Annotated in this window: 11 protein-coding genes and 1 pseudogene; 11 read left to right on the top strand and 1 reads right to left on the bottom strand. The window is 74.9% G+C overall.

Going from position 1 to position 14291, the window contains the following annotated elements:
- The 5 genes and pseudogenes from ADK60_RS13525 to ADK60_RS13505 all read left to right on the top strand — a co-directional run.
- Nucleotides 1-726: pseudogene (locus ADK60_RS13525) on the top strand (DUF11 domain-containing protein); the annotation flags it as partial.
- The gene (locus tag ADK60_RS13520) at nt 723-1472 is read left to right on the top strand and encodes a Pvc16 family protein (RefSeq protein ID WP_053645917.1); all 750 of its coding nucleotides are present in this window, start codon (nt 723-725) and stop codon (nt 1470-1472) included. The pseudogene ADK60_RS13525 and the gene ADK60_RS13520, both read left to right, overlap by 4 nt.
- Before the next feature lie 74 nt (nt 1473-1546).
- On the top strand, nt 1547-3637 hold the full coding sequence (locus ADK60_RS13515; protein ID WP_053645921.1) for an ATP-binding protein: 2091 nt from the start codon (nt 1547-1549) through the stop codon (nt 3635-3637).
- A 306-nt stretch (nt 3638-3943) separates the two neighbouring features.
- Complete coding sequence (locus ADK60_RS13510) at nt 3944-5500, top strand: phage tail sheath family protein (RefSeq protein ID WP_053645915.1); 1557 nt, start codon at nt 3944-3946, stop codon at nt 5498-5500.
- Between the two features lie 80 nt (nt 5501-5580).
- Entirely contained in the window at nt 5581-6021 is a 441-nt protein-coding gene (locus tag ADK60_RS13505) for a phage tail protein (RefSeq protein WP_045943040.1), read from the top strand.
- Here the strand turns inward: ADK60_RS13505 and ADK60_RS13500 are convergent.
- Entirely contained in the window at nt 6008-7267 is a 1260-nt protein-coding gene (locus tag ADK60_RS13500; RefSeq protein ID WP_063783138.1) for an RNA-guided endonuclease InsQ/TnpB family protein, read from the bottom strand. The two genes, ADK60_RS13505 and ADK60_RS13500, sit on opposite strands and share 14 nt — an antisense overlap.
- Before the next feature lie 173 nt (nt 7268-7440).
- On the opposite strand from ADK60_RS13500, the gene ADK60_RS13495 reads away from it, so the two are divergent.
- The 6 genes from ADK60_RS13495 to ADK60_RS13475 all read left to right on the top strand — a co-directional run bounded on the left by ADK60_RS13495 (nt 7441) and on the right by ADK60_RS13475 (nt 14242).
- A complete protein-coding gene (locus ADK60_RS13495; protein WP_045943038.1) occupies nt 7441-7935 on the top strand; it encodes a zinc-ribbon domain-containing protein in 495 nt (164 codons plus the stop codon).
- Nucleotides 7932-8090 carry a DUF6760 family protein gene (locus ADK60_RS45685; protein WP_167349762.1) on the top strand — a complete coding sequence of 53 codons (159 nt, stop codon included), beginning with the start codon at nt 7932-7934 and terminating at the stop codon, nt 8088-8090. Before ADK60_RS13495 ends, ADK60_RS45685 begins: the two co-directional genes overlap by 4 nt.
- A 2686-nt stretch (nt 8091-10776) precedes the next feature.
- On the top strand, nt 10777-11082 hold the full coding sequence (locus tag ADK60_RS13490) for a hypothetical protein (protein WP_053645911.1): 306 nt from the start codon (nt 10777-10779) through the stop codon (nt 11080-11082).
- Nucleotides 11083-11116: 34 nt separating this feature from the next.
- Nucleotides 11117-11542: a phage tail protein gene (locus ADK60_RS13485; protein ID WP_053645909.1), complete on the top strand. Its 426-nt coding sequence runs from the start codon at nt 11117-11119 to the stop codon at nt 11540-11542.
- 94 nt (nt 11543-11636) lie between these two features.
- Entirely contained in the window at nt 11637-12428 is a 792-nt protein-coding gene (locus ADK60_RS13480) for a CIS tube protein (protein ID WP_234371065.1), read from the top strand.
- On the top strand, nt 12425-14242 hold the full coding sequence (locus ADK60_RS13475; protein ID WP_053645907.1) for a VgrG-related protein: 1818 nt from the start codon (nt 12425-12427) through the stop codon (nt 14240-14242). The genes ADK60_RS13480 and ADK60_RS13475 overlap by 4 nt, the downstream gene beginning before the upstream one ends.
- The last annotated feature ends 49 nt before the right edge of the window (nt 14243-14291 follow it).

Here is a 14291-nt window from a genome sequence, read left to right as displayed (position 1 = left end):
CCCCCCCCCCCTCCGCCGGCCCCGTCGCCGCTCGGCACACCCCCGCCGCGGCCACCAGCGCCGCTGCCGCCCGCGCCGCCGGCCGGCCCCGGGCTGAGCCTCACGGCGCAGCCGAACCCCGGTTACGTGGGTGGCCGCGTGGTCCTCACCTACACCGTTCGCAACGGCCGCGAAGGGCTGGCCACCGGTCTGCGGCTCCGCGTGGGCCTGCCCGGGGGCGTGCCCCACGACGGGCCGCCGCCGGGCTGCGACCTGGCCTGGGTGTGCGCGCTGCCCGACCTCGCCCCGGGCGCCCGGACCGTCGTCCAGGTCGTCCTCAGCCCCGATCAGGCCCTCACCGGCCTGGTGACCGGCTCCCTGACCACCACCGGCACGGACGCCGACCCCGGCGACAACGAAGCCCGTCAGCAGCTGCGGATCCTCCAGCCGCGCATCGTCGCGGTCCCGCCGATCGGCAAGCCCGGTTTCGTCACCTCGGTACGCGGTGAGGACTTCCCGCCCGGCGCGCCGGTGCGGTTCACCTGGCAGCCGGGCATCACGGCCGCGGCGGCGCCGACCGTCCCCGGGCCGGACGGCCGGTTCACCGGCCAGTTGCTGATCCTCGCCAAGGACCGGACCGGCCCCCGGGTCATCACCGCGAGCGGCCCCGGCTTCTCCCCGGTGCGGACGGACTTCCTGGTGGTCAGCGGCACGGTCCAGCCGCCCAACGAGATGATCCGCCGATGATCCACGAGGTCGACGAGGGGCTGCGCCGACTGCTCGCGGAGTCCGGCCTGGACGCGTCGGGCGTCGACGTGGTGTTCGACGCGCCGACCCGCGACTGGGCGGCCCGCCGCAGCGCCCCGACGGTGTGCGTGTTCCTGTACGACGTCCGCGAGGACCACACCCGGCGCGCCAGCGGCGCGGGCGAGGTGTACGACGCGGACGGCTTCCTCGCCGCGCGCCGCGCCCCGGCCCGCTGGTTCGAGCTGACGTACCTCGTCACCGCGTGGGCGAGCCGGCCGCAGGACGAACACCGGCTGCTCTCCCAGGTGCTGAGGTGCCTGGTGTCCACCGACGCGCTGCCCCCGCGCCTGCTCACCGGCTCGCTCGCCGAACTCGGCCTCATCGTGGGCCTGGACGGCGGCGGCACCGGGCTCGACGCGCCCGCCGCCTCCGACGTGTGGTCGGCGCTGGGCGGCGAGCTGAAGCCGTCGCTGGGGCTGCGGGTGAGGGCGCCGCTGGCCGGGGCCACCACCGCCGTCGCCCCGCCGGTCACCGAGGGGCTCGTGGTCCGCGCCGCGGCCCGGACGACCGCACCGGACGCGGCCCGGACCGCACCGGACGCGGCCCGGACCGCACCCGAGGAGCCGGGGGCCGCGCGGCGCCTGCGCTACACGGAGGCGGCCGAGCCCGGCCCGGAGGGCTTCGGCGGTCCCCGGGAGCGGGGACCGGCCCCCGCCCGCCGCCGACGCGGGGAGCGGCAGCCGTGACGCGGACCCTGGAACCCGCGACCGCGACGACCGCCCCGGCCCCGGCCCCGGTCCCGGCCCCGCCGGTCCCGTACCTGTGGGCGCGGCTGCGGGTCGTCGAGGAGCGGGTGCGCGAGGCCGTCGCGGTCCGGCGCGCGCTCGATCCCGATCCGGACGATCCGTACCGCGGCCAGTTCCTCACCCCCGAGGCGGTCGCCCGCGTCCTGGACGAGGGACACCGGCCCGCTCCGCCCGCCCTGCCCGGTCCGGACGCGCCGCCGCCGGGATCGCCGCTGGCCGTGCTCGCCGCCCGCTTCGCCCTGGCGCCGCTGGACCTGGACCTGCTGCTGGTGGCCCTGGCCCCGGACCTCGACACCCGCTTCGAGCGGCTCTACGGCTACCTCAACGACGACCTGACCCGCCGCCGGCCCACCGTCGGGCTCGCCCTCGAACTGTGCGGGCACCGCGGGGTGGCGGCGGCCCGGTTCCGGCTGGCTCCCTCCGCGCCGCTCGTCGCGGGCGGTCTGCTGGAGGTCACCGAGCCCGAACGGCCGCCCCTGTCCCGGGTGCTGACCGTCCCGGACCGGGTCACCGCGCACCTGCTGGGCGACACCGCGCCCGACCCGCTGCTGACCGGTGTGCTCGGCCGTCCGGCGGCTGATCCGGCCGTCGACCCGGCCGAGCTGCGCCGGGCCGCCGCCGCGGCCGGGACCGGCACCGGCCATGTCCACCTGCGCAGCCGGGGCGGCGATCCCGAGGGGCTGGCCGTCGCCGCGCTGCAGGCGGACGGGCTGCCGCCGCTGGCCCTGGACCCGGCGGCGCTGGCCCACGACCCCCGGGGCGTGCCGGGCATCGCCCGGGCCGTCGCACGCGAGGCCCGGCTGCTGGGCGCGGGCGTCCTGCTGGGGCCGCTGGAGGAGCTGCCCGACCGGCCCGACGAGCGGGCCAGGATCCTGCGCACGTTGTGCGACGCCCTGCGCGGCCTGCCCTTCCTCACCCACGGGACCGGCGGCTGGGAACCCTCCTGGGCGGCCGACACCCCCGTCACCCTGACGGTGGCGGCCCCCGCCCCCGACCGGCAGGTGGCCCGCTGGCGGCACGCACTGGAGCAGGCCGGGGAGCAGCACGGCACGGGGGGCGACGTGGGCGTGGGCGTCGGCGCGGGCCTCGACGAGGACGGGGCCGAGCACGGGACGGCCGAGGCGCTCGCCCGGTCCGTCGCCGCGCACCGCCTGGACGCCGGGCAGCTGCGGAGGGCCGCCGGCACCGCGGTGCGCACGGCCGCGCTCGACGGCCGAGCGGTCTCCCCCGACGACCTGCGCACGGCCGTCCGGGCCCAGAACGGCGCGGGGCTCGCCCGCCTCGCCCGCCGGGTCGAACCCGCGGTGGGCTGGGACGACCTGGTGCTCCCCGCCCCCACCCACCGCAGCCTGCGGGAGCTCGCGGTGCGCGCCCGCCACCGCGAACAGGTGCTCGGACAGTGGGGCATGCGGCCCGGCGGCGGGCGGGGGCGCGGGGTGATCGCGCTGTTCGCGGGTTCGTCCGGTACCGGCAAGACGATGTCGGCCGAGGTGGTGGCGGCCGACCTGGGCATGGACCTGTACGTGGTGGACCTCTCCACGGTGGTCGACAAGTACGTCGGTGAGACCGAGAAGAACCTGGAGCGGATCTTCACCGAGGCCTCCGCCGTCAACGCGGTGCTGCTGTTCGACGAGGCGGACGCGATCTTCGGCAAGCGTTCGGAGGTCAAGGACGCCCACGACCGGCACGCCAACATGGAGTCGGCGTACCTGCTCCAGCGGATGGAGTCCTTCGACGGCATCGCCGTCCTGACCACCAATCTGCGCGCCAACCTGGACGAGGCCTTCACCCGCCGCCTGGACGTGATCGCGGACTTCCCGGTGCCCGACGCCGACCAGCGCCTCGCCCTGTGGGACCGCTGCCTGGGCGACCGGGTGCCCCGGGGTGACGACCTCGACCTGCACTTCTGCGCGGACCGGTTCGACCTGGCCGGAGGCTCCATCCGGGCCTGCGCGGTCACCGCCGCGTACCTCGCCGCCGAGTCGGGCGGACCGCTGACGATGGCCCAGACGGTGACGGCGGTCGCGCAGGAGTACCGCAAGCTCGGCCGGCTGGTGCTGGAGGGCGAGTTCGGGCCGTACGTGGCCCAGGTCGCGCGGGTCTGAGCCGGGGCGGCCGGCGGTCGATCGCGGCGGACCGGGGAGGCGGACCGGGGAGGGCCGGGGAGGACCGGGGAGGGCCGGGGAGGGCAGCGCCGTTGCCCCCGGGCAGGTCCGCCGGTCCCTCCCGCCGGTGACGGCCCGCCGGAAAGGCTGGGGGCGGGGCGCGACGGCGCGCGACCGGGTCCGTCGACGGCGTTCCGCCGTCCGTCCTCCGTCGTCCGTCGTCCGCAGAACCTGGCCGGAGATCCACCGAAGACCGTCCACCGACGACCACCGTCCACCGAAGACCGGTGACACGAAGGAGCGAGCATGCCGACGTACCTCACCCCCGGGGTCTACGTGGAGGAGGTGCAGTCCGGTGCCCGCCCGATCGAAGGGGTCGGCACCGCCGTCGCCGCGTTCGTCGGGTTCACCCTGACCGGCCCGTTCCACGAGCCGACGCTCGTCACCAGCTGGGACCAGTACTCCCAGCGCTTCGGCGGGTTCACCGAGGGCGCCTACCTGCCCCACGCGGTCTACGGGTACTTCGCCAACGGCGGCGGCGCCGCGTACGTCGTCCGGGTCGGCGGCTCCGACCGGGACAGCTCCGCGCCCGCCGCCGCGCTCCCCGAGCAGCGCGCGGCGGAACCCGTCGCGCTCGGCGGGTTCCTGCTCTCGGCCCGGCCGGGCGTCAGCGGCGTCTCGGTGGAGATCGCCGACGCGGACGGCGAGAACCCGCCCGAGGACCGGTTCAGGCTGCTGGTCCACCGCGACGGGGCGGTGGCCGAGACCTTCGAGGTGTCGGCCCGCCGGAACGTCAAGGGCTACCTCGTCACCCAGGCCCGCGGATCGGCGCTGATCGAGGTCACCGAACAGCGCGGCACCGCCCAGGGCCGGCCCGCGAACCAGACCTCGGCCCTGCCCGACGCCCCCGCCGCCGTGCCCGCCCCGGCCGCCGGCCAGGGTGCGGTGGCCCGGCTCGACCCGGCCGAGTACGTCGGCGACGCGGCGACCCGCACCGGGCTCGGCGGCCTGGAGACCATCGACGAGATCACCATGGTCGCGGTGCCCGACCTGATGGGCTCCCACCAGCGCGGTGACATCGACGCCGAGGGCGTGCGTACCGTCCAGCTCGCCGTGATCTCGCACTGCGAGCAGATGGGCGACCGGGTCGCCGTCCTGGACGCCCCGCCCGGTCTCTCCGCGCAGCAGGTACGGGCCTGGCGCAACGACGAGGCGGGCTACGACTCCCGCTACGCCACCCTCTACTACCCGTGGATCCGGGTCTTCGACCCGGCCGCCGGGCGCAACACCACCGTCCCGCCGAGCGGCCACATCGCCGGCGTCTGGGCGCGCAGCGACGCCGAGCGCGGGGTGCACAAGGCCCCCGCCAACGAGGTGATCCGCGGCGCGGTCGACCTGGAACTGCGTCTGAGCAAGGGCGAGCAGGACCTGCTCAACCCGATCGGGGTGAACTGCGTCCGGGCCTTCCCCGGCCGGGGCATCCGGATCTGGGGCGCCCGCACCCTCTCCTCCGATCCGGCCTGGCGCTACCTGAACGTGCGCCGCCTCTTCAACTACCTGGAGGAGTCCATCCTCCTGGGCACCCAGTGGGTGGTCTTCGAGCCGAACGACGACCGGCTCTGGTCGAGCATCCGGCGCAACGCCACCGCGTTCCTCACCGAGGAGTGGCGGCGCGGCGCGCTGTTCGGGCGGACGGCCGCGGAGGCGTTCTACGTCAAGTGCGACCGGGACAACAACCCGCAGGAGTCGATCGACCAGGGCCGCGTGATCTGCGAGATCGGCGTGGCACCGGTCAAGCCGGCCGAGTTCGTGGTGTTCCGGCTGGCGCAGTTCTCCGACAGCACCAGCCTCGTCGACGAGTGACCCGCAGGTCCGGCGGTCCCGGGACAGCCGGGACAGCCGGGACAGCCGGGACGAGCAGCAAGGAAAGGTGACAGACAGTCATGGCAGAGGGCGATGCTCTTTCCACCCATATCTTCGGCGTCCAGCTCGGTGGCTACCTGGTCGAGTCGATCCAGGAGATCAGCGGCCTGACCGTCGAGGAGGAGGTCGTCGAGGTCCGGCAGGTCAGCAAGGACGGCAAGCAGATCATCCGCAAGCAGCCCGGCGCCCGCCAGGCCGGCGAGGTCACGATCACCCGGGGACTCGACAAGAGCAGCGAGTTCACCCTGTGGATCAAGGAGACCCTGAACAACGGGGCCGTCGACACCGCTCGGCAGAACCTCACCATCGAGATCAAGGACTCCACGGGCGAGACCGTCCGGCGCATCCAGCTGATGAACGGCTGGGCCTCCAAATGGGAGGGCCCCTCCCTCAAGGCCGGCGAGTCCGCCGCGGCCACCGAGTCCGTGACCATCGTGTTCGAGGAGATCATCGTCGAGTGACATCCTCCCCGCGCTGAAGCACGGGGATTCCGGCCGCGCCTGCGACACGGGGCTTGCGCCCGGTGCGGCCGGCGTTCCGGTGGGTTCCTGTTTCAACGGGCCGCGCCCGGCGTGGGATTGCCACGCCAGGTCCTACCGGCCCTCCGCAGGCGTTTAGCCTGTCCGCCCGCCCGGCGGCCAGGATGTTTCGAGCAGCATTGAGGTCACGATCGTGAGAGGTACCGCACGCACCGCACGTCCACGTGCGGATACTCAACGGTTTGGGTCCGTCCTGGACCCCGCAGGTGGAACACACCTGCGACGTGGGTGCGTACCGGCCGATGATGCCGACGTGCCGTCCGTAGCGGGCGGCTTTCTCCTCGAGCAGCCGTCGGAAGGTGGACCATCCGGCGTCGTGCACGGACTTGGCCAGGCGGGTTCCGGCGAGGCCGCGCACGTTCAGGTCTTCCAGGTAGATCGCTTGGTTCTCGCGGATCAGCCCGGTCGTCCGCTTGTGCAACCAGTCCAGGCGGGTATCGGCCACCCTGGCATGCGCCCTGGCGACCTTGCGCCGGGCCTTCGCCCGGTTCCTCGACCCCTTCGCCTTACGGGACAGCGCCCGCTGCGCGGCTTTGAGCTTCTTCTCCGCCTTCCGCAGGAAACGCGGGTTGTCGATCACCGTGCCGTCGGACATCACCGCATAGGTGGTCAGCCCGAGGTCGATGCCCACCTCGGTATCCAGCTCGGCGAGATGGTCCGGCTCGATGTCCACCACGAACGAAGCGAAGTACCGGCCGGACGGGTCCAGCACGATCGTCACCGACGACGGATCGGCCGGCAGGGCCCTGGACCACTTGACCCGGACGTCGCCGATCCTGGCAAGATTCAGCTTGCCGTTGCCCCGGATGCGGAAGCCGTTGCGGGAGAACCGCAGCGACTGCCGGCTGTCCTTGCGCGACTTGAACCGCGGCAGGCTCACCCGGCGACCGGCCCGCTTCCCGGACAGGCTGTCGAAGAAGTTCCGGTAGGCCGTGTCCAGGTCACGGATGGACGACTGCAACGCGTCGACCGACACGGACCCCAGCCACGACCTGGCGTCCGTCTTCTTCGCATCGGTGATCACCGACTTGGCCAGAACACCGGTCGGGATCCTCGACCGGTCCGTCTTCCACGCCGCCTTACGCATGGTGAGCGCATCGTTGTACACCACCCGCGCGCACCCGAACGTACGCGCCAGCGACTGCCGCTGACCCACCGTCGGATACATGCGATACGAGTACCTGAGATGCACGAGATCAACCTACCGACAGGCACTGACAATGGCCGGCGACTACCCGCATGGCGGTCCGCCTCGACGGCGAAACGCCGCTCCCTGACCTGCTCCGCAGGCGGTCCGTTTCCTCCCCCGGCCAAAGCCGGGGGTATCCACGGAGGTCCCCGATGAGGCGACGTACGGTGACGGCGGGCAGCCTGGAGGAGATCCTCCAGGCCACGGCGCCCGCCCCGGCCCCGGCACCGCCGACGGCACCCTCCGCCGGCGCTCCGGCGCGGCGCGAGGAGCACGCGCTGCGCACCGAGTTCGAGTTCGAACTGCCGCGCGGGTACGTGGACGAGGCGGGCACCCTGCACCGGCACGGCTCGATGCGCCTGGCCACCGCCCGCGACGAGCTGCGGCCCCAGATCGACCTGCGGGTCAAGGAGAACCCGGCGTACCTGAGCGTGGTGCTGCTCAGCCAGGTCATCACCCGGCTCGGCACCGTCACCGACGTGCACGCCGGGGTCGTGGAGCGGATGTACGCGACCGACGTCGCGTTCCTCCAGGACTTCTACCGGCGCGTCAACAGCGAGGGCCACACCCGCGCGGCGGTCACCTGCCCGCACTGCGAGGGCGGCTTCGAGGTCGACCTCTCCGGTGGGCGCCTGGGGGAATCGTGACGTACGCGCTCCCCCGGCTCAGGGAGGAGATCGCGTACATCGCCTACCACTTCCACTGGCAACGCGACGAGATCCTCGACCTGACCCATGCCGAGCGCCGGCAGTGGGTCACCGAGATCGCTCAGATCAACTCCCGGATGAACGAAGGCGGTTGAGCAGATGGCGTGGCGGGACAGGGTGCGCCGGCGGGGCGCCGTGCCGGACGCCGCGTCCTCGGACGGCACGGGTGCGGCGGGTGCGGGTGCGGCGGGTGCGGTCCAGGAGGCCGCCGCCGGCCCGGGCCCGGGCGTGCCCGCGGACTGGGACGGCGGCTGGCGCCGCACCGCGCCACCCCTGCTGACCGTGTCCCGGGCGCCGATGAGCGTCAGTGACGGACTCTCGTTCCGGGACGGGCTGGCCGCCTGGCGCGATCCGTCCTTCGACACCGGCCTCGCCCACGCCCTGCTGCCGACCGCCCCGACCGGCCTCGTCCGCGGCATCGCCCGCCCCGCCCTCGCGCACCCCACCCACAGTGGCGGCGGCCCGCTGCTGCTCAGGGCGCTGCGCCCGTCCGACGCGGACGCCGCACCGGAGGCGGGGGCGGGGGCGCCGCAGCAGGAGGCTCCTCGCGCACCGGGTACGCAGGCCACCGGGCGGCCACGGCCGGGTGGGTCGGGTTCGCGCGTGCCGGGTGCGCGTGCTTCGGCGAAGGGCGCTCCGGTGTCCGCACAGGCCGCGCCCGCGGTCAGCACCGGCACCGGCGCCGGACGCTCGCGGGCCGACGAGGCCGGTGCACCCGGCGCCCGTGGCCGCCCGCCCGCGCGGTCCGCGGCGGTGCTCGGTCCGGACACGCTCGGCGCCGACGCCGCTCCCGTCGTCCAGCGAGCCGAAGCGACCGCCGCAGCCCCGAGGACCGACCGTACGCCGGCGCCCGCACGGCTCCCGCTGGTCCGCCGCATCGCGGTGGTCTCCGGCGCCTCCGGCGAGAGCGCCCCGGGGGCGGACCCTGTCGGCCGGCCCCTCCAGCGGACCGCCACCGGAGCCGGGTCCCTCCCCGCTGCCGCCGGTGCCCGTCCCGGCCACCCCGGCGAAGGGGCTCCGGCGGACCGCGCCGAATCGACGCACGCCGTGGTGCGGGCCCGCCCTGTCGGCCGGTCGCTGACCGTCGCCCGGGTACCCGCCACACCCAGGCGCCAAGTGCCCGCCGTGCACCCCGCCGTCCCCCCGGCGCACATCGACGGACCGTCCCCCGACACACCCGTACAGCGGACGGCCGACCACGCGCCCCCTCTCGGCACCCCGCCGACCGAAGTCCCGGCGCCCGTCGCACTCCCGGACGTGGTCGACCCCGCCCCCGCTCCGGCGACAGCACCGGCCATGCCTGTCGTCCAGCGGCAGGCGGAGACCGTGGTCGACGAGCCCGTGCAGCGCACGGCCGACCGTCCTGCCCTCGCTGCTTCGGCGCCCGAACTCCCGCCTCCCACCCGACCCTTGACGCCGGAAGCCGCCACCCCCGCACCAGCCATGCCCACACTCCGGCGCCAGACGGAGACCGCAGCCGACGAGCCCGTGCAGCGCTCGGCCGACCGACCTGCCCTCGCTGCTTCGGCGCCCGAACTCCCGCCTCCCACCCGACCCTTGACGCCGGAAGCCGCCACCCCCGCACCAGCCATGCCCACGCTCCGGCGCCAGACGGAGACCGCAGCCGACGCGCTCGTGCAACGCGCAGCCGACCACCCCACCCTCGGCGCACCGGCACCCGAACTCCCCACCACGACAGAGCCCTTGGGAGCGGATCCCGCCCTTCCCACACCGGGCATGCCGATCGTCCAGCACCCGACGGAGAGTCTCTCCGGCACCCCCGTGCAACGCGCGGCCGGCCGACCGACTCTCGGTCCGCCGCTGACTGAACTCCCCGCCACCGCAGCACCCTTGGGCACCGGCGCGGCCGTCCGGGCGCGGACCGTTGAACTCCCCGCCGCGGCTGCGCCCTCGGGGCCGGCCCTTGCGACCCCTCCGGCCCTGCCGGTCGTGCAGCGGCAGCCGGAGGCTCCGGTTGCCGAGGGCGGCCCCGGGCGGACCGCGCGACGTCCGCGCGCCGGGTTGGGGGCCCCGCTGCCCGCGATGCCACCGACCGCCAACCACCCCGCGGTCCCGGACACCGTCCAGCGCATACCCGTGCCGGGAGCGGGACAGCACCCCGTGTCCCCGGCCCCGTCACCGGCACCCCCGTCACCAGCTCCCACGTCACCGACCAGCGCATCCCGGCACGGCGGTCGCCCCGGAGTTCCCGCGCCACCCGCAGGAGCCCGGGCGAGCGGGCCCGTCCCGCTCGTCCTCGCCGGTCGGGCCGGGACCCCGGGCCGGGCGCCGGCCGCTCCGCACCGCAGTATCCAGTTGCTCGCGGCGCGGCCCCTGGCCGTTGGCAGCGGCCGGGACATGGGGAGCGCGACGGCCCCCGTCACTGCCGCCCGTGCGGTGAGCCACCCCGTGGTCGCGGCACGCTGGGCCGCCCCGCACGCCACCGCCGCGCCCTCCACCGCCGCGCCGCAGCACGTGCAGCGAGCGCCCGGCTCCCCCGGCCCGCACCCGGCGTCCGCGTCCGGCCCCGTTCGCCCGTCCGAACCCGTTCGCCCGTCCGACCGCCTTCGTGGGCCCGAAGCCCTCCGAACCTCCGGCCCCGGGCGGCCGTCCGGCCCGCTGCCCGTGACCGCCCCGCACGCGCCACCGCTGGTGGTCCGGCCTTCCCCGGCCGAATCCTCGGCGCGGCCCGTGCCCGTGGTGCCGCTGCTGCGGTCCAGGACGCCGGACCCCGGCGGCATGCCGGGAGTCCCCCCGGCGGCGCCCCCGCCCCCGCTCCCCGTGCAACGCGACACCGGCAGCGTCCGCAGCACCGTCCCGACCACCACCGCCCAGCACACGACCGCCCAGCGCACCACCACCCCGGCCACCGCCACCACCACCGCCCCGCGCACCACCGTTCCGGACCAGCGGGTCACCGCCTCCGACCGAACCGGCGGAGGTCCGCGGGACGCCGGACCACAGGGCGGCGATCTCGACCTGGACGACCTGGCACGCCGCCTGCTCGACCCGGTCGCCCGCCTGCTGCGCGCCGAGCTGCGGCGCGGCCGGGACCGCGCGGGCAGGACCTTCGACGGCCGGCGCTGAGCACCCGCACGAACGAGAAACGGACGACGGACCGATGACGGACAACATCTTCGCGACCAGCGTGTTCTTCCGGCTGGCGATCGGCGGCAACGACCTGGGCGCCTTCCACACCTGCTCCGGCATGGGCGCCGAGGTCGAGATGGAGAGCTACGCCGAGGGCGGCAACAACGGCTTCACCTGGCAGCTACCGGGTCGCGTGACCTGGTCGAACATCACCCTCACCCGGCCGGTCACCGCCGACACGGCGAAGATCGGCCGCTGGCTGGACGAGACGCTGCGGCGGGTCGAACCGAAGGACGGCGAGATCGTGGCCCTGCGGCCCGACCTGAGCCGGATCATCAGCTGGCAGGTCTTCGGGATCGTCCCGGTCCGCTGGCAGGGTCCGTCCTTCGACCCCGCCAACTCCGCGGCCGCGGTGGAGACCCTGGAGATCGCCCACGCGGGACTGGTCCCCGCCTGACCGCCCCACCACCGCCTCGTCCCTCCACCGCTCCGCCCCACCAGTACCCCCGTCCGACGACCGCCGCACTCCCGCTCCGGAAGGAAGCCACGCCATGGCCTTCTCGGCACGCGCCAGCCGCGCCAGGGCCCAGCTCACCCTGAAAGAGCCCCCGGCCTCGGTCGGGGCCAAGCCCGGCGGGACGATCGCCCGGCTCGACCTCCAGTTCAACCCCTCGACCCTGCAACTGGGCAAGACCACCGAGTGGCGACGGTCCCCGTCCCGGATGGCGGGGCAGTCGGCGCTGCCCGAGTTCGTGGGCAGCGGCCCGCGCACCCTGAGCCTGGAGGTCTTCCTGGACGCCACCGCCACCCACGACGACTCGGTGGAGCAGGCGGTCGAGAAGCTGATGAAGGCGTGCGTGCCGACCCCGGCCAGTATCGGCCGCAAGAAGCCGGCGAGCCCCTGGGTGCGCTTCGAGTGGGGCAGCGCGCGGACCACCTCGTTCGACGGGGTGCTGTCGAACCTGTCGGTCTCGTACACGCTCTTCGACGTGGACGGCACGCCGTTGCGGGCGACCTGCTCGCTGTCCATCGAGGAGGCGAGCGTCGAACCGCCCGGCCAGAACCCGACGTCGGGCGCGCGCACCGCGCGCAGCACGCACACCCTGGTGGCAGGCGACAGCCTGGCGATGCTGGCCTGGCGCGAGTACGGCGACGCGACGGCCTGGCGGGTCATCGCGGAGGCGAACGGCATCGACGACCCGATGGCGCTCGCCCCGGGCACCGAGTTGGTGGTGCCGGCCCTGCGGGACGACGACCACGCCCGGGTGACCGGCGACGGGCACACCTTCGACAACGGTCTCGACAACGGACGAAGCAGCGGCAGCGGCGAGGGGGAACGGTGAGCGGGTTCGATTCCGGGGGCAGGTCCTTCGCGGCCGACCCGATCGTGGAGGCCCCCGGCGAGCTGCCGCAGATCTGGGCGGCGCAGCTGGTCAGCTGCGTGGTCGACGAGAACGTGAGCCTGCCGGACGCCGCCGTGCTCACCTACCGCGACCCCGACCACGAGTTCCTGCGTTCCACCGGCATCACCATCGGCTCCCCGCTGCGCGTGTCGGTGACGACGGCGAAGGGGCAGGCACGGGAGCGGCTGTTCAACGGGGAGGTCACGGCCCTGGAGATCGACCGGGACGGCACCGGGTCGTTCACCGTCGTCCGCGCCTACTCCAAGGCCCACCGGCTCCAGCGCGGCCGCAAGGTCGTCGCGTACCGGAACATGACGGCCGCGGACATCGTCCGCAAGGTGGCCGCGGGCGCCGGCCTGGCCGTCGGGAGGGTGGAGGCCGCGCCGGTGACGTACCGGCAGCTGTCCCAGGCGAACGTCTCCGACTGGGAGTTCCTGCAGTTCCTCGCGGGCGAGAGCGGTGCGCAGGTGCGCGTCGACGACAAGGGGCTGCTCCAGTTCACCAGGCCCGCGAAGGCGTCCGAGGCGCCCGCCCCCTCGACCTCGGCCGCGCTCGACCCGATGGTCCTGGAGTACGGGCGCAACCTGCTGGCGCTGCGGGCCGCGCTGTCGGCCTCCGACGGCGCCTCGAAGGTGCAGGTGCGCGGCTGGGACGTCGCCACGAAGCGGCCGTTGGTCGCCGAGCAGCCGTCCGTGGTCAGCGACACCGTGGTGCCGGGGCTCGCTCCCGGGTCGGCCGCCCGGTTCGGGAGGTCGGCCGTGGCCGTCACCGACACCCCCTACCGGACGCAGGCGGAGACGGCGGCGGTAGCCCGCGCGGCGGCGGCCCGGGTGAGCGCCGGCTTCGGCGACCTGGAGGCGGTGGCCGAGGGCAATCCGCTGCTGCGGGCGGGCAGACCGGTGGCGCTGGGCAACGTGGGGCCGGCGTTCTCCGGCCGCTACACGGCAACGGCCGTGCAGCACGTGCTGGAGCCGCACGGCGGCTACCGCACCACCGTGTGGGTCGGCGCCGGCCCGGACCGCTCCCTGCCCGGTCTGACGACCGGCGCCGACGCTCCGGGGCGCGGCCCGCGCATCCCCGGCCTGGCGATCGGCGTGGTGACGGACGTGCGCGAGCCGAACGGCTCCGAACGCGGCGCGGTGCGCCTGACGTTCCCCTGGCTGGACGACACGTACGTCACCGACTGGGTGCGCACCGTCCAGTGGGGCGGCAAGGGCGGTGGCGGGGTGGTGAGCCCCGAGGTGAACGACGAGGTGCTGGTCGGGTTCGAGCAGGGCCTGCTGGACAGTCCGTACGTGATCGGCGGGCTCTACAACGGGGTGGACCAGCCCTCGCCGCACGAGGTGCCGCTGGTCGACCGGACCAGCGGCAAGGTCAACCGCCGTTCGGTGGCCTCGCGTTCGGGTCACCGCGTGGAGCTGCTGGACGCGCCGGCGCCGGGCCCCTCCGGGCTGCGGCTGGTGACCGGGGACGAACGGCTGGAGGTCCGGCTGGACGACCGCCGGGACCGGATCGAGCTCACCGTGTACGCGGGACGGAACCGTCCGCTGACCTCCGTCCTGCTGGACCGGGACGGCATCACCCTCGACGCCCGGCAGGGCACCGTGAAGGTGACCGGCCGGCAGGTGGACATCGACGGCACGGCCGGGGTCAGCATCGGTGGCCGGTCGGTCCGGGTGTCCGGGACGACGGAGGTCTCCGTCGACGGCGGCCTGCTCGCCGTCCTCAAGGCCCGGCTCATCCGGATCAACTGACCCCGTGTGAGCGTCCCCCGCTCCCCCGACCCTTCCCCCTCCCCGCCCC

This window comes from Streptomyces sp. XY431, from assembly GCF_001279805.1.
Taxonomy (GTDB): domain Bacteria; phylum Actinomycetota; class Actinomycetes; order Streptomycetales; family Streptomycetaceae; genus Kitasatospora; species Kitasatospora purpeofusca.
The sequence above is the reverse complement of the archived record's forward strand: the minus strand, read 5'-3'. Positions and strand labels throughout refer to the sequence as shown.

Bases quoted from the DNA above. Each gene is read 5' to 3' on its own strand.
- ADK60_RS13520 (WP_053645917.1), top strand. From the start codon at position 723: ATGATCCACGAGGTCGACGAGGGGCTGCGCCGACTGCTCGCGGAGTCC.
- ADK60_RS13510 (WP_053645915.1), top strand. From the start codon at position 3,944: ATGCCGACGTACCTCACCCCCGGGGTCTACGTGGAGGAGGTGCAGTCC.
- ADK60_RS13505 (WP_045943040.1), top strand. From the start codon at position 5,581: ATGGCAGAGGGCGATGCTCTTTCCACCCATATCTTCGGCGTCCAGCTC.
- ADK60_RS13500 (WP_063783138.1), bottom strand. From the start codon at position 7,267: ATGTATCCGACGGTGGGTCAGCGGCAGTCGCTGGCGCGTACGTTCGGG.
- ADK60_RS13495 (WP_045943038.1), top strand. From the start codon at position 7,441: ATGAGGCGACGTACGGTGACGGCGGGCAGCCTGGAGGAGATCCTCCAG.
- ADK60_RS13485 (WP_053645909.1), top strand. From the start codon at position 11,117: ATGACGGACAACATCTTCGCGACCAGCGTGTTCTTCCGGCTGGCGATC.
- ADK60_RS13480 (WP_234371065.1), top strand. From the start codon at position 11,637: ATGGCCTTCTCGGCACGCGCCAGCCGCGCCAGGGCCCAGCTCACCCTG.